We start from the raw sequence: 22,236 nt of genomic DNA, 5'->3' as shown, positions 1-22,236 counted from the left end.
CCTACGTGCTGGAGGTTTTCGGTGAACACCGGCTGGGCATTGGCGGCATACTGGGCCTGCTGACCATCTCCCTGCTGCTGATCCTGGGCTACGGCCTGCACGCAGCGAAAACGGCCTTTCCCTTGCTGAACCTGACGCTTTTTCGCCTGCGCACCTTTGCGGCGGCGGTCAGCGGCAGTTTCATCACCCGCCTCGGAATCGGAGGGGCGCCCTTCCTGCTGCCCATGCTTTACCAGATCGGCCTGGGCCTGACGCCGGTGCAATCGGGGCTTTTGATCATGCCGCAGGCCCTAGCCTCGATGACCACCAAGACCCTGCTGCCGCGTATCCTGGAGCGCTTCGGCTACCGCAGCATACTGGTTTTCAATACCCTGGCCCTCGGCGTGATGCTGATGCTGTTCGGCACAATCAGCCGCAGCACGCCGATCTGGGTTATTGTCCTTCAGGCACTGATTTACGGTGTACTGACCTCGCTGCAATTCACCAGCATGAATACGCTGGTCTATGCCGATGTGCCGCGTGACCAGTCGAGCGGCGCCAGCACCATAGCCAGCACACTCCAGCAATTGTCGGTATCGTTCGGCGTGGCGGCAGCGGGCCTGACCACGCTCTTCTTCCTGCCAGCCGACGCCACCCGCAATCCGGCGCTCATGATTGACGGCCTGCACAAGGCGTTCTTTGTGCTGGGCGGCTTTACCCTGGTCTCCGCCCTGATCTTCAGCCGCCTCAAACGCGGCGACGGCGGCAGTGAGTCAGGGGAAAAAGACCTGCACCTCGACGAGGCAAAAGGGTAAATCTATCGCTTCACGTCGAAGCCGTCGTCGCTCAGGAAGGCGTCGAGATCGGCCGGCGTGGCCAGGCTGGCATCACCCGGCTGTGCGTGTTTCAGGCAGGCGCAGGCAATGCCGTAATCGAGCGCCTTTTCATCGTCGGCGCCGGTCAAAAGCCCGTGCATGACGCCGGCGGCAAAGGCATCCCCGCCGCCGATGCGGTCGATGATGCGCTCGATATTGTGCGTATCGGTTTCCAGCGAATGGTCGCGTGTATACATCAGGCCCGTCAGGCGGTTATGGTCGACATTGACCTGTTCACGCCGGGTGCAGACCAGGCGTTGCAGATGCGGGAAGGCGGCGAAGGCATGGTCCGCCGCCGCACGCTCGTCATTGAAGCGATGGCCGCTGACCAATTCGATATCGCGGTAACCGCCGAAGATCAGGTCAGCCTCTGCCATCAGTTGCACGATGTAGGCGGGTGCGTCGGCGCTCCATTCTGCCCAGAGCTTAGGGCGGTAATTGCAGTCGAACGACACCTTTACACCGGCCTTGCGCGCCGCCTTCATAGCGGTCAGCGCCGCGGTCACGCAGTTTTCGCCGAGGGCCGCCGTGACGCCAGAGACATGCAGCCAGCCGGCACCTTTCAACAACTTCGGCCAGTCGAGCGCGCTGAAATCGGCCAGGGCGAAGGCCGAGCCGGCGCGGTCATAGACGATATCCGACGGGCGATGAATGGCGCCGGGCGTCAGGAAATAGAGGCCCATGCGCTGCGGAGCCTTCGTCACAGCAGAGGTATCGACCCCCCAGCGGCGCAGTTCATTGACCGCCGCCACGCCCAGGGCATTATCGGCCACCACGCTGACCATGCGCGTCTCGTGGCCCAGGCGCGCCAGCCCGACCGCCACATTGGCCTCCGCCCCGCCCACGACCGGTTGCAGCGGCGACAGGCTTTCCAGCAGATGACCGCCGGTGACGGTCAGGCGGATCAGCAGTTCGCCGAAACAGACGAAGGGGGCGGTCGATGGCATGGGGTTTCCTGTGTGTCTTATGATGTGGTTTTAGGCGATTTCTGGCGCGCCGACGGTAAGCGGCACCGTCTTCAGCTCTATTACCACATCCGCGACACCGCTGAAGGTAATAACCGAGGTCTGCCCCGGCAGGATGCGATGGACACCGGTGGTCTGGCCGGTCGAGATCAGCAGGCCGCGTGTCAGCGGACGGCCGCGGACGGCCAGGTGACCCGCCAGCCAGGCCAGGGCCTGAAAAGGCCCGCCCGGCATGACGAACAACCCGCCAACGCCTACCACCTGGCCGTCGATCTCGGTCTTCGACCTGTAGTTTTTCAGAGCCTCGGGCCGCACCGTATCGAGTGTGGTGTCGGAATCGATTTCCAGCAGGCGCGGCCCCAGGATTTCGCCGAAATTGTTGCCGAAATCGGAGGCGGTAACCGTGGGCCCCAGTTCGTTGATCTTCGGGAAGGGCGAGCCGGCCACCTCAACCCCGGCATAGAGACCATCGCACAAGCGCAGGGCCTCTTCTTCCGTATAACTAGTCTTTTCCGGATCGGCATCGTGGTCGATCCGCAGGACGAACTCGGCCTCGACCGCACCGAAACCGTCGGTGAAAATCGGATAGGTCAGGGGCTCGCCCTGGTATTCACGGAAGCTGTTGGCGAAGATCGGTCCGGCCATGCGCTCGCCGTGTCGCGCTTGAAAATCGGGATGAATGCGGGCGATTTTCCAGCCGACCAGTTTCTGGTGCCACTGATCGATCGCCGCATCCTGAATGGCATAGGCATCCGCCATGCCGGCCGGCAGGTCGCCGGGATAATCCGGCAGGGCGGTCGCCGTGCGCCGGGCGGCCGTGAAACGATCGGCGATGGACTTATGGGACATGATATTGGGCTTCCTTCCGAGCCGCGAACCTAAAAGATACCGGTGTCATGTTCAATCGAAATACGAAAGCCGCACAAAATATTGCCCCCCTGTCACAGCGGAGGTGGCTGGCTCGTCATACTGGCAGACCCCAACCGAAGGAGACTGTCATGACCCACTTCAACCGCCTGAACCTCGCCGCTTTGGCCGCCGAAGGCTATAACGGCCTGATTGCCACTGAAACCTATCTGCATGGCGCGCTTGATCTCAAGCTGCTCAGCCTGGTCAAGCTGCGCGTCTCGCAGATCAATGGCTGCGCCTTCTGCCTGCACATGCACTATGAAGAAGCGCTGAAGGCCGGCGACACCCCTGCCCGCCTGAACCTGCTGCCCGCCTGGGCAGAGTCGCGCATGTTCAACGAGAAGGAACGCGCGGCCCTGTTATGGGCTGAGAGCCTGACCCATATCGATGTCGATCGCGCCGAGGACGAGACCTATGCCGAGGTCAAGGCGCAGTTCAGCGACAAGGAAATGGCCGATTTGACTTTGGCGGTTGCAATGATCAACGCCTGGAACCGCCTCGCTGTTTCCATGCGTTTCCTCCATGCCAACGATAAGCCTGCGTAAATCTGACCTGTACCTCCCCACCTTTGGTGGGGAGGGGGACCGCCGCGTTTACGCGGTGGTGGGGTGTCTTACTTTTCTGTAGATTGTCATCATGATCCCTCAATCCGATATCCAGTGGTTTGAAGACGAACGCCGCTATTTGCAGGGCGTCGCCTACCGGATGCTGGGCATGGTCAGCGAGGCCGAAGACGCGGTGCAGGACGCTTTCCTGCGTGTGCGCGAAACCGCACCTGAGACCATCGAAAACAAACGCGCCTTCCTGACCCGGATCGTGACGCGCCTATGCCTCGATATCCTGAAATCGGCGCACAAAAAGCGCATCGACTATGTCGGACCATGGCTGCCGGAACCGCTGCACGATGTCAGCGATTTCACCGGCTCGCCGGCGGCCGCCACAGACCTGGCCGATGATCTGTCCATCGGCCTGCTTTATGCCCTGGAGCGCCTGACGCCTCTGGAGCGCGCCAGCTTCCTGCTGCATGATATCTTCGATATCGGCTATGACGAAATTGCCAAAACGCTGGAACGCTCCGAAGGCAGTTGCCGGCAACTGGCCGCCCGCGCCCGCCAGCATGTCCGGGCAAGCCGGCCGCGTTTCAAGGTGACGCCCGATGACGAACGACGCTATCTCGAAGCCTTCGTGGTCGCTTCGCAGAAGGGCGACATGGCGGCGCTTGAAGCCCTGCTGGCCGATGACGTGAAGCTCTACAGCGACGGCGGCGGCAAGATATCGGCGGCGATCAATATTCTCGATGGCAAGCGCCGGGTCGGCGCCTTCATGGCCGGCATCTACCAGAAGTTCCGCAACCATACGACCGCGGCCCTGCGCTATGAACGCGTCAATGGCGTGTTGTCATTGCTGACCACCCACACCGATGATTACACCGATGTGCTGAGCGTGGAAGTGAGTGACGACCGGATCACCGCTGTCTGGTTTCAGCGCAATCCGGACAAGTTGACGAGACTGAACTGATTTATCCTCCCTAGCATAGCTGGGGAGGTGGCAGCGCGCAGCGCTGACGGAGGGGCGCCCCTCCACCACTTCGTGGTCCCCCTCCCCATTGTCATGGGGAGGAGATTTTTACAGCTTATAGGCCGCTTTCGGCAGGTTATAAGTCAGGTCCTGGATAACCTGGGCGGCGTCCTCTATGGCCAAGCGATGCTCGGCCACCAGGCGCGCCAGGAAGGCGGAATCAATGCGCCGGGCGACGTCATGACGCGCCGGAATCGACAGGAAGGCACGGGTGTCGTCATTGAATCCGACCGTATTGTAGAAGCCCGCTGTCTCGGTCACCTGCTCGCGGAAGCGCATCATGCCTTCCGGTGAATCGTGGAACCACCAGGAGGGACCAAGCTTGAGCACCGGATAATGACCGGCCAGCGGCGCCAGTTCGCGGGCGTAGTTGGTCTCATCGAGCGTGAACAGGATGATCGTCAGGTTCTTTTCATTGCCGAACGCATCGAGCAGCGGCTTGAGCGCATGGACATAACCCGTCGGCATCGGGATATCCGCGCCCTTGTCACGGCCATACCTGTCGAACACCTTGGCATTGTGATTGCGGTAGGCGCCAGGGTGGATCTGCATGGTCAGGCCGTCATCGAGCGACATGCGCGCCATCTCGGTCAGCATCTGGGCGCGGAACAGTTCGGCGTCTTCGGCGGAGACATGCTTTTTCAAGACACGATGGAACAGATCCTTGGCGTCGGAATGCGAGAGATTGGCGGTCTGCGCCGTCGGATGACCGTGATCGGTCGAGGTGGCGCCGTGAGCCGTGAAGACATCGCGGCGTTTGCGGTGGGCGGCCAGATAGCCCTTCCAGCTATGGACATCTTCACCGGTCAGGTCGGCGAACAAGGCCAGCTTCTCGTGGAAATCTTCGTGCTCCGGATCAATAACCGGATCGGGACGATAGGCGGTGATCACGCGGCCTTTCCAGCCGGAAGCCTTGATCTTGGCGTGATGCTCCAGCGTATCGGTCGGGCCTTCGGTTGTGGCCAGAAGTTCGATATTGAAGCGATCGAAGAGGGCGCGGGGCCTGTAGGCTTCCGAGGCGAGCAGTTCGCCGATGCGGTCGAAGTAAAAGTCGGCCGTGCTTTCATCGAGCGCCACCTCGAAGCCCATGATTTCGCCGAAGACATGCGACATCCACATGGAGGACGGTGTACCGCGGAAGAGGTGCTGGTTGGCGGCATAGATGCGCCAGGCGGCGCGGGCATCGGCACCGGAAGGACCGGCCTTCGAGCCGACGCCGACCGAATCCATGTCGATGCCCTGGCTGTAGAGCATCCGGTAGATGTAGTGGTCCGGCGCCAGGAAAAGTTCGGTGGCGTTCTCGAAGGGCTGGTTGTCGGCAAACCAGGACGGATCGGTATGGCCGTGCGGCGACAGGATCGGCAGGGCCTTCACGCTGGCATAGAGATCACGCGCAATGGCGCGCTGGGCCGGATCGCTGGAAAACAGGCGGTCGGCGTGAAGGAAAAGCGGTTTGGACATGTTATTGACCTTGGGGATCGACCCTGTGAGATATTTGCCGCCATAGGTAACCGGTGTCATTACGTTTGACAACAGGCTTTTTCACCGTCCCTACAGGCGAGCCGTCGATTCCCGCACAACCAGGCCGGATTCAAAAATGATTTCGTCCCGGCGATCGTCTTCATCGGCCAGAAGCGTGGCGGCGGCGGCGCGGGCCATGTCGCGGCTCGGCAGGTTGACCGTGGTCAGCGGTGGCGACACGCGCAGGGCCATGGGGCTGTCGTCATAGCCGCAGATGCTGAGATCGGCCGGGATGCGCAGCCCCAGTTCAAAGGCCGCCTTGTAGGCACCGATGGCCATTTCGTCATTGCTGGCGAAGATCGCGGTCGGGCGGTTGGGCCGGTCGAGAATTTTCAGGGCGGCGGCATGGCCGGACTCAAAGGTATAGGCCCCCTGCGCCTCCAGTTCCCAGTTTATATCCAGCCCGTGGGCCTGAAGCCCCTCGCGGAAGCCGGCGCGCCGCTCGATAGCTGAGACATAGCCTTCCGGCCCCGTGATAAAGCCGATCTGCGTGTGGCCAAGTTGCGCCAGATGTTCGCCGGCGGCGCGGCAGCCGATGCGCTCTTTCGACAGGACCGCATAACCGCCGGTCGTCGTGGTCGGCTGCACGGCAGACACCCGAACATAGTCGACCTCCAGTTCCTCCAGCAGGGCCAGCAAGCGGCGATCCTCGGAAATCGGCGGCAGGATGATCACGCCCGCCAGGCGCTGCAACTCTATGAAATCACGGATATCTTCGATGAAGCGGTCGCTGTGGCGGTCGCACGGGTGAACCACCAGTTCGCTGCCGGAGCCGCGCAGGGCATCGAGCGCGCCCATCTGCATATTGACGACATATTGCGCATTGGGATTATCGTAGATCAGCCCGATCAGAAACGACCGGCGGAAAGCCAGGCCGCGCGCCTGCGGATCGGGCCGGAAACCGATGCGCTCGATGATGGCATTGACGCTGTCACGCGTTTCGGCCCGCACGCTGGGCGACTTGTTGATGACCCGCGACACCGTCTTTTTCGACACGCGCGCCAGCCGCGCCACATCATTGATCGTCGCCTTCTTGCGGCGCTGGATGAATTCCTCGATAGCGTCTTCGGACATGGAGTATGGGGCCTGATCGTCTTGTTGGGCTATGGGTAGCGGGCTTCGTGGCGGCTGAACAGTTATTTTCTTGAAATGCCAGATTGAAAAGATTGCACGCTCGGTTTATGACACCGGTATCATTATTTGTAAAACCCATCCTGGAGTTTAAAGTGTATGGCGGATGATCCGGCAGGCGTATCGCTGCCCTGGCTGCGGGTCAGCGCGGGCGATTCCGTCGCGGTGGCCCTCCAGGACCTGGCGGCGGGTTATCTCATCGCCATCGACGGGCGTGAGATTGCTTTGCGCAATGATGTGCCGAAGGGCCACAAGATCGCGCTGAAGGATATCCAGGCCGGCGACGAGGTCATCAAGCTCGGCTTCAGCATCGGCCGCGTCTCGCAGGATATCGCCGCCGGTGAGCATGTTCATGCCCACAACCTGGTGACGGCTTTAAGCGGACTTGAGGCTTACAGCTACCAGCCGACGCCCGTTACAATGCCACCGGCCCTGACGGAAGCCACTTTCGAGGGCTACCGCCGCACGGATAGCCAGGTCGGAATTCGCAATGAAATATGGATATTGTGCACGGTCGGCTGCGTGGCCAAGACCTCGGAAAAGCTGGCGCGAATCGCTTCGGAGCGTTTCAAGGGCCGCGTCGATGGCATTCATGCCCTGACCCATCCGCTCGGCTGTTCGCAACTGGGCGACGATCTCGATCATACCCGTAAGCTGCTGGCGTCACTGGCCATGCACCCCAATGCCGGCGGCGTGCTGATCGTCGGTCTCGGCTGTGAAAACAACCAGATTTCAGCCTTGATCAAGGAAATAGACCGCCCGGCCGATCGCCTGAAATATTTCGCGGCCCAGATGGTCGAGGACGAGCAGGACGCTGGACTGGAAGCGCTGGAAGAACTGGTGGCCGTGGTCGAAAAGGACCGGCGCGAACCCTGTTCGGTCCGCGATCTGGCCATCGGCGTCAAGTGCGGCGGATCGGATGCCTTTTCCGGCCTGACCGCCAATCCGCTGGTCGGACTGATCGCCGACCGCGTGGCCTTTGCCGGCGGCAAGGCGATCATGACCGAGATACCCGAAGTCTTTGGCGCCGAACGCGGCCTGATGAACCGCGCCAGGGACGAAAAGGTCTTTCACCAGGTCGTCGATGTGGTCAACGACTTCAAGAACTACTTCATCGCGCACAAGCAGCCGGTGTTTGAAAACCCGTCGCCGGGCAACAAGGCCGGCGGCATAACCACCCTGGAGGAAAAATCGCTTGGCGCTGTGCAGAAGGGCGGCCACAGCCCGCTCAATGCCGTCATGCGCTACGGCGAGCGCGCCCACGAACCGGGACTTTCCCTGCTGGAAGCGCCCGGCAATGACGCGGTCTCCTCCACAGCCCTGACGGCCGCCGGCGCGGTAATCGTCCTTTTCACCACTGGCCGCGGCACGCCGCTCGGTTTTCCGGCCCCCACACTCAAGATTGCCTCCAATTCGGCCCTGGCGGCGCGCAAGCCCGGCTGGATCGATTTCAATGCCGGCCAGGTGCTGGAAGGGCGCACGCTGGAACAGACGGCCGATGACCTGATGGACCTGATCATCAAAACCGCTTCGGGCCAGCCGGCCTGCAATGAAACAAACGATGAGCGCGAAATCGCCATCTGGAAAAATGGGGTTACGCTCTGAATGCGCCTTTCACTTGATACACTTGCCACCACAAACGCCACAAAACCGGCCTATGATCCGGCATCGCTGGATATTGGCGTCGTTCATTTCGGCCCTGGCGCCTTTCACCGTGCCCATCAGGCCGCGTATTTCGATGCTCTGGCGGCGAAAGACCCGCGCTGGGGCATTTGCGGCGTGTCGCTGCATTCGGCCGGCGTGCGCGATGCCCTGAAACCCCAGGACGGCCTCTACACCCTGGCCATTCTCGATGAGGACATCAGCTACCGCATCATCGGCGCCATGCGTGAAGTCCTGGTCGGCCCGGAGGATATCGAAGCGGTATTTGAGCGCCTGACGCGGCCTTCGGTCGAAATCGTCACCTCGACCGTAACCGAAAAAGGCTATTGCCTGGCGCCGGATTTTTTCGCTCGATCTTCAGCACCCGGACATTGTCCACGATCTGGCCAATCCGCAGGCGCCGAAATCCTTTATCGGCTACGTCGCGGAAGGCTTGCGCCGCCGCAGACAGGCCGGTCTGAAGCCCTTCGTGCTGATCCCCTGCGATAACTTGCCCAAGAACGGCGCGCGCCTGAAAGACGCCGTCACCGTCTTTGTTGGGCAGAGTGATCATGACCTGGCGAAGTGGATTCACGATACCCTGCAATGCCCTTCCACCATGGTCGATTCGATTACGCCGGCCACCGATGATGCCCTGCGCGCCCGCGTGGCGGAGGTGACCAGCCTGGAAGACGCCTGGCCGATCCAGCGCGAAGCCTTCACCCAGTGGGTGATCGAAAAGCACGACCATGAAAACGGTCCCGACTGGCAGGGCGTCGGGGTAACCCTGACCGACAATGTGCCGGCCTATGAACGCGCCAAGCTGCGCCTGCTCAACGGCCCGCATTCGACCCTGGCCTATATGGGCCTGCATCGCGGTTACGAAAGCGTCTCCGAGGCCATGAAGGACGCCGAGCTGGCCGATACTATCCGTAAGCTGATGATAGAGGACGTGGTGTCGTTGCTGGAGGCGCCGGAAGGACTCGATCTCGTGGCCTACAGTGAGGATATTCTCAAGCGCTTCCGCAATCCGGCCATTGTCCATAAGCTGTCGCAGATCGCCTGGGATGGCTCGCAAAAACTGCCGATCCGTATTCTGAGCAGTCTCGGCGAGGCACTCGATCGCGGCCAGGATATCCGCCGGCTGTGCCTGCCTCTGGCGGCGTGGATGCGGTTTGTGAGCCGGAAAGCGATCACCGGTGAGGCGATCACCGATCCACTGGCGGACGATCTGATCGCGCTTGGCAAGACCTGTGACGACACGATAGCGGATGTCAGCCGCTTCCTCGCCTTGCGCGCCGTCTTCCCGGAAACGCTGGCGACGGACGCCACCGTGATCGCCGGAATCGAAGGCGCCTATGCCGAACTCCTCAAGAGCGAAACCGTTTTCGCTTGAGATAAGCAAACCCAGCGCCTAAATCTGCTGTGAAGAACAACAGATGAGGCCGGCATGAGCGAGATTACGGAAGCGGACAAGACTTTTCTGAGCGGTGGCCGTATCGACGAGACGCGGCCCTTCCGGCCGGTCAGCCTGGCCGTCCTGACCATTTCCGATACGCGCGACGAGGAAAGCGATACCTCCGGCGATGTGCTGGTCAAGCGCATCGAAGCGGCCGGCCACAGCGTCGTGCGCCGCAATATTGTGCGTGATGACATCGACGCCATCCGCGCCAAGGTGATGAAATGGGTCAATACCGGCGAGATCGACGCCATCGTCACCACCGGCGGCACCGGCATTACCGGCCGCGATGTCACCCCCGAAGCGATCGAGCCGCTGCTGACCAAGCGCATCGAAGGCTTCTCGACCATTTTCCATATGCTGAGCTATCAAACGGTCGGCCTCTCCACCCTGCAATCGCGCGCCCTTGCGGGGATCATCGACGGCGTATTTATCTTCTGCCTGCCGGGCTCGAACGGCGCGGTCAAGGACGGCTGGGACAAGGTGATCCGCTGGCAGCTCGATAGCCGGCATGGTCCGTGCAATATGGTCGAACTGATGCCCCGCCTGAAAGAAAAGTGACTGAAGGAAAAATAATGAAAAACGTTGCGGTCGATGCGGCGCTGGCAGCGGTCAGGCAGGGCGCGGTGTCTCCAGCGGCAGAGCGTGTGCCGCTGGCCAAGGCCATGGGTCGCGTGCTGGCCGAAGCCGTTTTGGCTGGGCGCGATCAGCCGCCCTTCAACGCCTCGGCCATGGATGGCTATGCCGTCCGCAGGGAATCGCTGAAAACGAAAGCTAAACAGGTCACCCTGCATGTGGTCGGCGAAAGTGCGGCGGGCCGCGTCTACACAGGGTCGGTGGCCGCGGGGGAGACCGTGCGCATTTTTACCGGCGCGCCTGTACCCGCCGATTGCGACGCCGTCGTTATTCAGGAAAATGTCGTTCGCCAGGCAGACATGATCGATGTCCTGCCGGATGGCCGCAAGCCTGACGGACCGTCTCACATTCGCAAGGCCGGCCAGGATTTCAAGGCCGGCGACACCCTGCTTGAGCCCGGTCAGCGGCTTGATCCGTGGCGCCTGTCCCTGGTCGCGGCGGCCGGGCTGGACACGGTGCCGGTCTGGCGCCGTCCCAAGATCGCCGTCCTGTGTACCGGTGATGAACTTGTGTTGCCCGGCCAGACGCCGAAACCGGACCAGATCTATGAATCCGCCTCCCATGCGCTCATGGCATTGATCAAGCAGTGGGGCGGCAAGACCAGCTATGTCGGCGTGGAGGGCGATAACGCCAGGGCTCTGCATAAGGCGCTGAAGAACACGAAGGCCGACCTGATCGTCACAGTCGGCGGGGCCAGTGTCGGCGATTATGACCTGGTGCGGCCGGCGCTGGAAAAGCTGGGCCTGGCGCTCGATTTCGCTTCCGTAGCGATCAAGCCCGGCAAGCCGACCAGTTTCGGCCGGCTGACCGATGGGACGCGGATATTGAGCCTGCCGGGCAATCCGGCTTCGGCTTTTGTCACGGCGCAATTGTTCCTGAAAGCCTGGATCGAGGCGTCACTGGGAATGCCGGAAACAAGCCCCTTTATCACCGCCGTGACGCAAGGCCCCCTCTCTGCCGCCGGTCCACGTGAGACCTATCTGCGCGCCAAAATCGGCAGCTCATTGCAAGGGCAATTGCAGGTGACAGCGTTTGACGACCAGGATTCCTCCCTGGTCAAAGTCTTCGCCCGTGCCGATGCGCTGATCCGCCTGCCGGCCAATACCCTGCCGCAAAACGCTGGGTCGCGCGTCGAGGTTTTGCCGCTCGACCGGCTGTAGTGGTTCAAAAGCCACGTCAATCAGCATAATCCAAAGCCCACTGGACGAACACGGTTCGCTCCTGCACACATAGGACATGACCCGACGCAGACTGCCTCAAAGCTCGATATCGCCGCCGGTTTCGCCAGTGATATTGGCAAGCGCGAAGAAAACCAGGATTTCGCCGCCCTCTGTCTGGAGGACGGCCAGCGTCATCACGGCGCGGTGGCCGCCCTGGCCGATGGCGTCGGCGGGCGCAAGGGTGGGCGCGTGGCGGCCGAGCTTTCTGTGCGGACCTTTATCGATGATTATCTCGGCCAGTCGGAACTGCTGTCACCGCAAAAGACGGCGGCGCGGGCGCTGGAAAGCATCAATTACTGGCTCTACCGCGAAGGTCAGAAGAACGAAAACCTGAAAGGCATGTGCGCCGCCTTTACCGGTATCGTCATTAAGGGGCGGCGGCTGCACAGCTTCCATGCCGGCGATACCCGCCTCTACCGCCTGCGCGCCGGCCAGCTCGAACAATTGACGCAAGACCACAAGCCCGAAGGGCCGGACGGCAGCCCGTTCATCACCCGCGCGGTCGGCGCCGAAGAAGCCATCCGTATCGATTACGGCGCCCACGATATCTTTCCGCATGACCGGCTGATGCTGTGTTCGGATGGCATTCACGGCTTTGTCAGTCAGGCCCAGATACTCGCCCTGCTCGATGGCCGCACAGCGCCGGAAGAGACGGCCCAGCGGCTGGTCAGCACCGCCATCGCCCACGGCGGCGACGATAACGCCACGGCCCTGGTGATCGATGTCATCGACCTGCCCCCGGCCACGATCGAAGACCTGAACCTCGCCATTTCCCGGCTGCCGATCATCGAACCGCCCCATGTCGGCGACCTGATCGATGGCTTCAAGCTGGAGCGGCAACTGGCCGACGGCATCTACAGCCGTGTCTTCCGGGCGCGCGACATGCGCGAATTCCGCACCGGCATCAGCCCCAATGTCGTGCTGAAATTCCCCAAACCCCATACCATCGGCTCGGAAACCTCGGCGCGCTCGGCCTTCATGCGCGAAGCCTGGGTAGCCAGCCGCGTCCAGCATATGTGGATCGGTTCGGTGCTTGATATCGCCCCCGGCCGCCAGACCTGTCTCTATGTTGCCCAGCCCTATTATGTCGGCGAAACCCTCGAACACCGCCTGTTGCGCAGCCCGAAAATCACCCTGAAGGAAGGTGTCGGCATCGCTACCAAGCTGGCCAAGGCCTTGGGCTCGCTGCACCGCGCCGGTATCATCCACCGCGATGTCAAACCGGAGAACATCATCCTGACGGCCGATGGCGGCTTCAAGCTGGTCGATCTCGGCGTGGCGCGCATTCCCGGCATCGACAAGGACAGCCTGTTCGTGCCCGGCACGCCCAGCTACAAGGCGCCGGAATTGTTCGACGGCAAACCGGGTGACGAGCGCTCGGACATCTTCGCCATGGGGGTGACGCTCTACCGGATGTTCACCGGCGGCGCCTATCCCTTCGGCGAGATCGAGACCGGCCAGACACCGCGTTTCAACATGCCGGAACGCCTCGCCAGCCGGCGCGGCGACCTGCCGGCCTGGCTCGACAGCGTGATTTTGCAGGCCCTGGCGCCGAATCCGGCCGATCGCTTCCAGGACGGTTTCGAACTGGCTTTCAAGCTTGAGACCGGCTCGCATGGCGCCGAGCCCGATTTCTTCCGCAAGCATTCCTGGCTGGCCCGCAACCAGGTCGGCATCTGGCGCGGCGTCAGCCTGTTCCTGGCCATATGCCTGGTGATTTCCATCATGACGGCAAAGACCGGCATCCCCTTGCCGCCGTGGGCGCAGGCGGCACTAGCGGAACTTTCCAGGCGCGTCTTCGGCTGATTATTCCGTTATGACATCCCGGTGCTGGGGCGCCAGGGCCGCCAGCAGTCTGTTCTGCGCCGAAAACGACACATGGTTCTTTTCCATCGCCTTTTGCAGGTCTTCCACCAGCGCCAGGAAGTCTTCCTGATGGACACCCAGCTTGGCGTGGACCGCTTTCATGTCCTTGCCGGTATAGGTGCAGCCGCCGCCCAAAATGGCGCAGAACTGCGAGACCAGTTCATCCTTCACATGCTGCTGATCGACGGCAACGAAGAAGTCTTTCGTGCGCGGATCGGCCAGCAGATTGACCATCAGGTCGTCCATGATCCTGACCAGGCCGTCATGGCCGCCAAATTCGGAGAAGAGCCTGCCATCGGGCGAAATGACCGGCGCGGTCGGGGCGGAAGGCGTACCTTGCGCCAGAACCGGAGACGCGAACAAAAGGGCGGTTGCCGCAAGAGCGATGATTTTCATGATCAGAATCCGGCTTGGAGCGAGAGATACAGTCCCGATTGGCGGCGCGTGACGATATTGCCGAGATCGGCATAGGCGAGGGTGAAGGATATCCGCTTGCAGGGCGCGTATGCCACGAAGGCATCAACCGCCGCGCCTTCCTTGGCGACACCCAGATTATCGGGCTTCGAGCGCACCTCGGCGCCGATGGCCAAATGGCGGTTGAGCAGGTAGGCGACCGAGCCCTCGAATTCGGCATGGTAATCGTCATCGATTCCCCCATAGCCTAGAATACCGAACTGATTGGCCTTGGTGGCGCGGATCGTGCTGTTGACCAGCAGGCTCTGGGCGAGGAACAGTTTGGTGGCGCTGACATAATAATCGGTGCCACTGTCATCGCGCGCGCCCAACGCCTTGACCAGGGCGCCGTTCTTGTTTTGCTTGAACTGCGCCCCCACGGCGATCTGCGGCAGCCAGCGATCCTGTTCCAGCACGGCATTGCCGGCCACCTTGACCTTTACGCCGATGGTGTCCTGCGAAATGGTGTAGCCATCGCCAAGGCCCAGCGCGCCGCCGATCTTTTGCAGGTCGAAATCCTGCCGGGCGTAGGAGATTTCAACGCGGTCATGGATGCCGACCAACGCGCCATACGAGGACACGCGATAGTCCTGCGTATCGACAGTGGTGTAGAAGGCGTTTCCGCCGGTCTGGTTCTGTGCGCCATACCCCCCGATCACCGCCCAGGGAGTCAGACCGCCGCCGGCCGCGCCTTCGATCTGGCTGACGCCGCCGGTCAGCAGCAATTTGCCGCTGGTATAGGTGAAGATCGACTCCGCCTGCGCGGCCCCGGTCAGACCGGCACACGCCAGGATGGCGAGCGCAACAATTTCGCCTATACGCTTGTATTTCAAAACATTTCCCCTTCGGCCTGGTCCGCCTGTCGTCCGAGGAATTTCGCCTGAATTTGTTTAAGCCTTGCTTTATGGGATTACGTTTCTGAAGAAAACGCAGCGCCTGCGGCCTTTTTGCCACGCCATAAAAGCCCATTACAAAAACTTAATGTGCAGTCGGCGGAGGCCATGCTAACCCTGCCGACTGGTTTCATTCTTAATTATCGCGCCGCCTCAAGGGGTCGCCTAGCTCCGCGCCGCGCTACAAACCCGGATCTCATATGCGCCCATTGCTTTTCGCCGCCAGCCTGCTCCTCGCTTCGACCGCCCTCACCCCCGTGGTGACGCTGGCTGCCCCGGCCGCCACCGCCATTGTCGCCGACGCCAACGCCCCCAAGGGCAAGCTGCCCGACGCCGCCACCCCGCTCGCCTACAGCCTCAACCTGACCATCGTGCCCTCCAAGCCGCGCTTTTCGGGCCATGTCGAGATCGATGTCAATGTGAAGGCCGAAACGAAATCGCTCTACCTGCACGGCCGCGACCTGAAGATGTCGAAAGTGGTCGCCATGGTGAATGGCAAGCCGGTCAACGCCAAATATACCCAGGTCGATGACCTCGGCGTCGCCCGCCTCGACTTCGCCAAGGCCATCCCCGCCGGTCGCACCACCCTGGTGTTCGATTACGATGCGCCTTTCACCAATGATGCGGCCGGGCTTTACCGCGTCCAGGTCGCTGGCGAGTGGTATGTCTGGTCGCAATTTGAATCGATCGACGCCCGCGGCGCCTTCCCGTCGTTCGACGAGCCGGGCTTCAAGACGCCGTTCAAGGTGCAGATCACCACGGAAAAAGGACTGGTCGCCCTCAGCAACGGTCCGGAAGATGGCTCGACCACGGCCGGCTCGATGATCACCCACTCCTTCTACCGCACCGAAAAGCTGCCGACCTACCTGGTCGCCTTTGCCGTCGGGCCATTTGCGGTGGCGGAAGGCGTGGCGCCGCCTAACCAGTACCGCAACTACGCCCTGCCGATCCGCATTGTCGCCACCAAGCCCAATGCCGCCAAGCTGAAATATGCGCTCGATGAAACCCCGTCGATCGTCAGCCATCTGGAAACCTATTTCGGACAGGCCTTCCCCTTCCCGAAGCTCGATCAGGTCGCCTCGCCGATCATGCCGGGCGCCATGGAAAACGCCGGCATCGATATCTATGGCGACAATATCCTGCTGCTCGATTCCGGCGCTTCGACCGTACAGAAGCAGGAATTCGGCATGGTGGTGTCTCACGAACTGTCGCACCAGTGGTTCGGCGATTATGTCACCCCGGCCTGGTGGGATGATATCTGGCTCAATGAGAGCTTCGCCAACTGGATGGGTTACCGCATCGGCAATGAATGGCGGCCGGAACTGAATATCGGCGTCGGCGCCATCGATGAAGCTTTCGGTGCCATGGATACCGACGCCCTCAAGGTGGGCCGTCCGATCCACGAAAAGATCACCAATAACGGCGACATCGACTCGGCCTTCGACACCATCACCTATGGCAAGGGCGGACAGGTCGTGGCCATGGTGGCCGGCTATCTCGGTGATGAAACCTTCAAGCGCGGCGTGCGCCTGCACATGTCGCGTCATCCGTACGGCAACGCCACTTCCGATGAATTTTTCGGCGCCCTGGCCGACGCCGCCCAGGAACCGGCCGTACTCGACGCCATGAAGAGCTTCGTTAACCAGCAGGGCTTCCCGACGGTCGATTTCAGCCACCAGGGCGGCTGGCTGGTGGCGACGCAGTCGCGCTATGCCCGCCTGGGCGCCACGCTTGACCCGCAAAGCTGGACCATTCCGCTCTGCCTGCGCCAGGGTGAAGAACGCAAGTGCTTCCTGATGGCCCAGCCGCAGGGCACGCTCGGCGCCGATGCGCCCGGCGTACTGATGCCCAATGCCGGCGGCACCGGCTATTACCGCTTCACCCTGACGCCGGACGACTGGTCAACCCTGATCGCCACCGGCGACAAACTGCCCGCCGGCGAGGGCCTGGCGGCGCTCGACAGCCTGTGGGGCCAGTTCTATGCCGGCAAGCTGGCCGCACCGCAACTGATCGAGGCGGCCAAGGTCTTCGTCAACAACAAGGATTCCAACGTCGCCACCGGCAGCGCCGATCAATTCGCTGAACTGGTGACACGCGGCATTATCCCCGAAGCCGGCTTGCCGGACTATCGCCGGGTGATGGATGAAATCTACGCCCCGCGCCTGGCCGCCCTCGGTTTCAACCCGAAGGCCGGCGCGCATCTCTCCGATGATCCCGACACGCAGAAACTGCGCCAGCGCCTGGTGGTCGCGGTCTCCGATGCGGGCCGCGACCCGGCGGTGCGCAAGCAACTGCTCGATGCCGCTAATGCCTATCTCGGCGGCGACAAGACGGCGCTCGACCAGGCGTTCCTGGCGCGCGGCTTCAAGATCTATGTCGAGGAAGGCCACCAGCCGGCGGCCAAGGCCCTGTTCGACCGGATGATGACCGAACAGGACGAAGTCGTCCGTTCGGCGGTACGCGGCGCCATCACCTCCGACGCCGACGCCGCCACGGCGACCTGGCTCCTGGGTGCGCTGAGCGAGCCCCGCCTGCGCGTGCCGGACAAGCTGGCCCTGGTCGGCGGCCTGATGAACAATGCTGCCACGCGCGACATGACCTATGACTGGCTGAAGGCCAATTATGACAGCTTCTCGGCGGGAGCCGGCATCTTCTCGGCCGGCCGCATCGCCTCGCTGCCGCATAATTACTGCGATGCGGGCAAGGCGGATGAGATCGAGCGTATCATGCGCCCGAAAGTGGTCGCTGCCGGCCGCGGCGAACTGTCCTTTAACCGGATGCTGGAGGATATCCGCTCGTGCAGCGTTCTGAAGGACGCCAAGGGCGCGGAAGTCGTCACGGCGCTGAAAGACGCGAAGTAAGCTTCGGTTTCAACCAAATAAAACCCTCCGGCGCGAAATCGCCGGAGGGTTTTATCATGCTGGCGGCTAATCTCTTGCCGTCCTGCCGCGCCTGTGCCATTTCTGCTTTCAAAGAGACGAAAGTCACATCCGGTAATCGGGTGCATAAGCAAAGCAAGGGGTTGAGACGTTATGGGCGAAACGGCACATAAAAAACAAAGCATGGCTCTGGTGATCGGGGCGTCATCGCTCGGCACCATCTTCGAGTGGTTCGATTTCTACATCTTCGGCACGCTGGCCGCCATTATGGGGGCGCAGTTCTTCGAGGTGAAGGGCATCAACCCGACCACCTCCTTCATCTTCGCGCTTCTGGCCCTGGCTGCCGGCTTTATCGTGCGGCCCTTCGGCGCCATGGTCTTCGGCGGCATGGGCGACAAGGTCGGCCGCAAGCACACCTTCCTGATCACCATGATCATTATGGGCCTGTCCACCTTCCTGGTTGGCGTCCTGCCCACCTATCACCAGATCGGCATCGCCGCCCCCATCATCCTGATCGGCCTGCGTCTTGTGCAGGGCCCGGCCATGGGCGGCGAATACGGCGGGGCCGCCACCTATGTGGCCGAGCATTCGCCGGATAACAAGCGCGGCCAGATGACCGCCTGGATCCAGACCACGGCCACGCTCGGCCTGCTGCTGGCCCTGGTCGCCATCGGCGTGACCCAACACTACGTCTCCGAAGCAGATTTCAAGGCGTGGGGCTGGCGCCTGCCCTTCCTGTTCTCGATCGTGCTTTTACTGGTGTCGATCTGGATACGGATGAAGCTCAATGAAAGCCCGGTCTTCCAGGCCATGAAGAATGAAGGCCGCACGGCGAAATCACCGCTTTCCGAAGCCTTCCTGAAATGGTCGAACCTCAAGATCGTATTGATTGCCCTGTTTGGTCTTGTCATGGGCCAGGGCGTGGTGTGGTATACCGGCCAGTTCTACGCCCTGTTCTTCCTGCAAAAGATGCTGCATGTCGACCTGGCCACCTCCTATTGGTTGATCGGCGGCGCGCTGGTCATCGCCACGCCGTTCTTCATCTTTTTCGGCTGGCTGTCGGACCGCATCGGCCGCAAGCCCATCATTCTGGCCGGCCTGGTGCTGGCCGCCATCGGCTATTTCCCGCTGTTCCAGATGCTGACCGGCGCCGTCAGCCCGGCGCTCGAACATGCGCAAACAGCCTCGCCAGTTGTGGTCGTGGCCGATCAGACCGCCTGCGCCGTCCAGTTCGACCCGGTCGGCAAGGCGAAATTCCTGCAATCCTGCGACATCGCCAAGTCGTATCTCGCCAAGGGCGGCATCAGCTATACCAATGAAGCCGCCCCTGCCGGCACGATAGCCAGTGTCCGTATCGGCCAGACGGTCATCCCCGCCTTCGAGGGCCGCGGGCTGGCCGCAGACGCTCTGAAAGCCGGACAGGCCGATTTCGCCGAACAGGTGGGCGCGGCCCTGAAAATCGCCGGTTATCCGGCCAAGGCCGACACAGCGCAGATTGATTTTCCGAAAACCATCGGCATCCTGACCCTGCTGGTAGTTCTGGTCACCATGGTCTATGCCCCGATGGCGGCCGCGCTGGTGGAGATGTTCCCGGCACGCATCCGCTACAGCGCCATGTCCCTGCCCTATCACTTCGGCAATGGCTGGTTCGGCGGCCTGCTGCCCTTCATCACATTCACCATCGTGGCGGCGACCGGCGGCATCTATGACGGCCTGTGGTATCCGGTGGGGATCGCCGCCCTGACGGTCTTGATCGGGCTGTTCACCATCAAGGACAACCGGCATATCGATTTTAAGGAATAACGCTCAAGCGCTAGTTAAGACTCGCCGCATAAGCGGCGGCGGGCCTTGCCCTTGCCGATGCGCAAGCGCATCGGAGAAGTATCACGAAAACGTTGAAACGAAAGGGCCTCCGGTTGATTGACCGGGGGTTCTTTTTTGGCCATGCTCGCCTTATTGGGGCGAAATTCTCATATTGCCCCGCCAGTGCCAGCGTATGTATTATCCACTGACAGGGCGATCCCATACATGACCGACGACTCCGTTCCCCCCGTGCAAGCGCCGGACCCCAATCCCTACGCCAACCCGAAGAACCCGAACAATCTGATCGAACGGGTGCAGGCCATCCTGCTCAAGCCCTCGCCGACTTGGGATGTGATCGAGCGCGAAACGCCGACCGTTCAACAGCTCTATACCAGCTATATCATGCCGCTGGCCGCCATCGGCCCGGCGGCCAGCGCCATTGGCGGCGTGGTATTTGGTGTGGGTGCGCTCGGGTTTTCCTTTCATACGCCTCTGCTGATGGCGATTGTCGGCGCCGTATTGAGCTACGTGCTCTCGCTGATCATGATCTATGTGGTGGCGCTCGTCATCGATGGGCTGGCCCCCAGTTTCAACGGCCAGAAAAACTTCATCCAGGCGCTCAAGCTTGCAGCTTACGCGTCTACGGCCGGCTGGGTGGCGTCCATCTTCGGCCTGTTCCCAATGCTCGGCATACTGGCCCTGCTTGGCGCACTCTACGGCATATACCTCTTCTATCTCGGTCTGCCGAAACTGATGAAAAACCCCGCCGACAAAACCGTGGTCTACATGATCGTTGTGGCGATTGTTTATATCGTCCTGGCCATGATCATCGGCGCTGTTGCCGGTGCCGTTACCAGCGCCGGCATGATGGCCACTGGCGGGATGGGGCATATGGGCGGCTTCGCGTTCAATAATCGCGCGATCGTCGCGCCCAATGTCTCCGGGATGGAAGAGGCCGCCAATCAGATGGAAGCCGCGGCCAACCAGATGGCGGCGCAAGCCTCGGCGGCCCAGACCGGCCAGTCAGTGGTCAAGCTGGCCGATGCCTCGGCGCTTCTGGCCCTTTTGCCACCCGCCTATAACGGTGCCGCGCGCACCGATGACAATACCAGTTCCGGCGGCGCGGGCGGCATCGCCGTCTCCACCGCCAAGGGCACCTATCATATCGGTGACGGCACGGTGAATGTCACCGTCACCGACATGGGCACAGTGGCCGGTATCGGCGCCATGGCGGCGGCAATGAACCTGAACTCATCGAGCAGCAGCGCCACCGGCTACGAAAAGGTCACCACCGAAAACGGCCGCATGGTCACGGAAAAGTGGGATAACGCGGCCAAGCACGGTGAATATGCCATTGTTTCCGATGGCCGCATCAGCGTGGCGGCGGAAGGGGATAATGTCGATATGGGCACCCTGAAAGCGGTGGTCGCCAGCGTCGATGTCGGCCGCGCGAAAGCGCTCACACAGTAGCTATCTGGCGATGACGATTGCCGGATCGACATCAGTCTCCAGCAATCCCAGAAACTTCCAGTAATAAGGATAAACGCCGTCACGGGTCAGGGTATTATGCTCTGACCCGTGCATTCTTACGAACACCTTCGGATCATTGGCCAGGGCATACAGGCGCTCGCCCTGCCGAAAGGGAATAACGCTGTCCTTGTCGCCGTGGGCGATCAGCACGGGCATATGGACGTCCCTGATGCGTTCGCGGTTCAGGAACTTGTCCTTCATTAAAATCGATACCGGAATGAGCGGATAACGCTCGGCCCCGACATCGCTGGCGGCGGTAAAGGGTGCTTCGAGGATCAGCGCCCGCGCCGGCCGCTGCGTGGCCGCATAGGTGGCGACTCCGGTGCCCAGCGAATGGCCATGAATGACGATGTCGGAATCCCGAAACCCTTTCGCTTTCAGCCAGTCATAGGCCGCCAGGCCATCGATCAGCAGCCCCTTTTCCGATGGCGTGCCGGTCGAGCCGGAATAGCCGCGATAGGCCAGCGCCAGATAACCCACCCCTTGTTTGTGCATCCGGATATAGCGCCACTTGCCCATCATCAAGGTGCCGCTCTGGCCGTGAAGGAACAGGATGACCGGCTGGCCTGGCCGGGGCGCCTCATAAAGTGCCTGCAGGGTCTCGCCATCAGGCGTATGGATGCGCACATCCTGCAAGTCCAGGCCTTTTATGGCTAGGGCTTCAGTCTCGCGTTCCGGGTAAAAGAGCAGGTGACGCTGTTCGATATAGAGATACCCGACCGCCATCAGCCAGGCGGCGAGACAGGCGCCCGCCAGACCAAGGCCGGTCAGGCGCAAAAGCCGCCAGGCGAAAGCCAGGCCGCGTGTTTTTTTATCGATTGTTTCGCTCATACCCGCCCCTTTTCACATGATTTATCGAAGCTTTGATGACGGGCGCAATCTTGAAATATACAAACTG

Annotated in this window: 18 protein-coding genes and 1 pseudogene; 11 read left to right on the top strand and 8 right to left on the bottom strand. The window is 61.6% G+C overall.

All coding sequences use genetic code 11. The annotated features are described in order from the left end of the window. Positions 1-5 precede the first annotated feature (5 nt). The gene (locus NVV72_08400; GenBank protein MCR6659348.1) at positions 6-794 is read left to right on the top strand and encodes an MFS transporter; all 789 of its coding nucleotides are present in this window, start codon (positions 6-8) and stop codon (positions 792-794) included. 2 nt (positions 795-796) lie between these two features. On the opposite strand, the gene NVV72_08395 is transcribed toward NVV72_08400, so the two are convergent. Continuing rightward, on the bottom strand, positions 797-1,801 hold the full coding sequence (locus tag NVV72_08395) for a sugar kinase (protein MCR6659347.1): 1,005 nt from the start codon (positions 1,799-1,801) through the stop codon (positions 797-799). A gap of 30 nt (positions 1,802-1,831) precedes the next feature. Beyond that, a complete protein-coding gene (locus NVV72_08390) occupies positions 1,832-2,668 on the bottom strand; it encodes a 2-keto-4-pentenoate hydratase (GenBank protein ID MCR6659346.1) in 837 nt (278 codons plus the stop codon). Positions 2,669-2,817: 149 nt separating this feature from the next. On the opposite strand from NVV72_08390, the gene NVV72_08385 reads away from it, so the two are divergent. Then, positions 2,818-3,273, top strand: a complete 456-nt coding sequence (locus NVV72_08385) for a carboxymuconolactone decarboxylase family protein (protein MCR6659345.1) — start codon at positions 2,818-2,820, stop codon at positions 3,271-3,273. A gap of 91 nt (positions 3,274-3,364) precedes the next feature. Then, on the top strand, positions 3,365-4,246 hold the full coding sequence (locus NVV72_08380; GenBank protein MCR6659344.1) for a sigma-70 family RNA polymerase sigma factor: 882 nt from the start codon (positions 3,365-3,367) through the stop codon (positions 4,244-4,246). A gap of 108 nt (positions 4,247-4,354) precedes the next feature. Here NVV72_08380 and uxaC read toward each other — a convergent pair whose 3' ends face one another. Both uxaC and NVV72_08370 read right to left on the bottom strand, forming a co-directional pair. Then, the gene (gene uxaC / locus NVV72_08375; GenBank protein MCR6659343.1) at positions 4,355-5,767 is read right to left on the bottom strand and encodes a glucuronate isomerase; all 1,413 of its coding nucleotides are present in this window, start codon (positions 5,765-5,767) and stop codon (positions 4,355-4,357) included. 90 nt (positions 5,768-5,857) lie between these two features. Next, entirely contained in the window at positions 5,858-6,901 is a 1,044-nt protein-coding gene (locus NVV72_08370) for a LacI family DNA-binding transcriptional regulator (protein MCR6659342.1), read from the bottom strand. Positions 6,902-7,084: 183 nt separating this feature from the next. Here NVV72_08370 and NVV72_08365 point away from each other — a divergent pair, with 183 nt between their 5' ends. From NVV72_08365 to NVV72_08345, 5 genes and pseudogenes are all read left to right on the top strand, one after another. Continuing rightward, a complete protein-coding gene (locus tag NVV72_08365) occupies positions 7,085-8,563 on the top strand; it encodes an altronate dehydratase family protein (GenBank protein MCR6659341.1) in 1,479 nt (492 codons plus the stop codon). After that, a pseudogene (locus NVV72_08360) lies at positions 8,564-9,995 on the top strand (mannitol dehydrogenase family protein). Between the two features lie 54 nt (positions 9,996-10,049). Next, on the top strand, positions 10,050-10,619 hold the full coding sequence (gene moaB / locus NVV72_08355) for a molybdenum cofactor biosynthesis protein B (GenBank protein ID MCR6659340.1): 570 nt from the start codon (positions 10,050-10,052) through the stop codon (positions 10,617-10,619). 14 nt (positions 10,620-10,633) lie between these two features. Next, on the top strand, positions 10,634-11,854 hold the full coding sequence (locus tag NVV72_08350; GenBank protein MCR6659339.1) for a molybdopterin molybdotransferase MoeA: 1,221 nt from the start codon (positions 10,634-10,636) through the stop codon (positions 11,852-11,854). Between the two features lie 69 nt (positions 11,855-11,923). Next, positions 11,924-13,720, top strand: coding sequence for a protein kinase (locus NVV72_08345; GenBank protein MCR6659338.1), 1,797 nt, complete (start codon positions 11,924-11,926; stop codon positions 13,718-13,720). On the opposite strand, the gene NVV72_08340 is transcribed toward NVV72_08345, so the two are convergent. Both NVV72_08340 and NVV72_08335 read right to left on the bottom strand, forming a co-directional pair. Continuing rightward, positions 13,721-14,176, bottom strand: a complete 456-nt coding sequence (locus NVV72_08340; protein MCR6659337.1) for a group 1 truncated hemoglobin — start codon at positions 14,174-14,176, stop codon at positions 13,721-13,723. Between the two features lie 2 nt (positions 14,177-14,178). Beyond that, positions 14,179-15,066 (bottom strand): DUF3034 family protein, encoded by an 888-nt coding sequence (locus NVV72_08335; GenBank protein ID MCR6659336.1) that lies wholly within the window; start codon positions 15,064-15,066, stop codon positions 14,179-14,181. A gap of 260 nt (positions 15,067-15,326) precedes the next feature. Between NVV72_08335 and NVV72_08330 the strand changes: the two genes are divergently transcribed. Then, complete coding sequence (locus NVV72_08330) at positions 15,327-17,987, top strand: M1 family metallopeptidase (GenBank protein MCR6659335.1); 2,661 nt, start codon at positions 15,327-15,329, stop codon at positions 17,985-17,987. 201 nt (positions 17,988-18,188) lie between these two features. Continuing rightward, complete coding sequence (locus tag NVV72_08325; GenBank protein MCR6659334.1) at positions 18,189-19,808, top strand: MFS transporter; 1,620 nt, start codon at positions 18,189-18,191, stop codon at positions 19,806-19,808. Between the two features lie 14 nt (positions 19,809-19,822). Here the strand turns inward: NVV72_08325 and NVV72_08320 are convergent, their stop codons facing one another. Continuing rightward, positions 19,823-19,951: a hypothetical protein gene (locus NVV72_08320; protein ID MCR6659333.1), complete on the bottom strand. Its 129-nt coding sequence runs from the start codon at positions 19,949-19,951 to the stop codon at positions 19,823-19,825. Positions 19,952-20,033: 82 nt separating this feature from the next. Here NVV72_08320 and NVV72_08315 point away from each other — a divergent pair, with 82 nt between their 5' ends. Next, positions 20,034-21,278, top strand: coding sequence for a YIP1 family protein (locus NVV72_08315; protein ID MCR6659332.1), 1,245 nt, complete (start codon positions 20,034-20,036; stop codon positions 21,276-21,278). On the opposite strand, the gene NVV72_08310 is transcribed toward NVV72_08315, so the two are convergent. Next, positions 21,279-22,169, bottom strand: a complete 891-nt coding sequence (locus tag NVV72_08310) for an alpha/beta fold hydrolase (GenBank protein ID MCR6659331.1) — start codon at positions 22,167-22,169, stop codon at positions 21,279-21,281. Positions 22,170-22,236 lie beyond the last annotated feature (67 nt).

The organism is Asticcacaulis sp., assembly GCA_024707255.1.
Lineage (GTDB): Bacteria > Pseudomonadota > Alphaproteobacteria > Caulobacterales > Caulobacteraceae > Asticcacaulis.
Note: the sequence above shows the minus strand (reverse complement) of the source record. Positions and strands in the feature narration are given on the sequence as shown.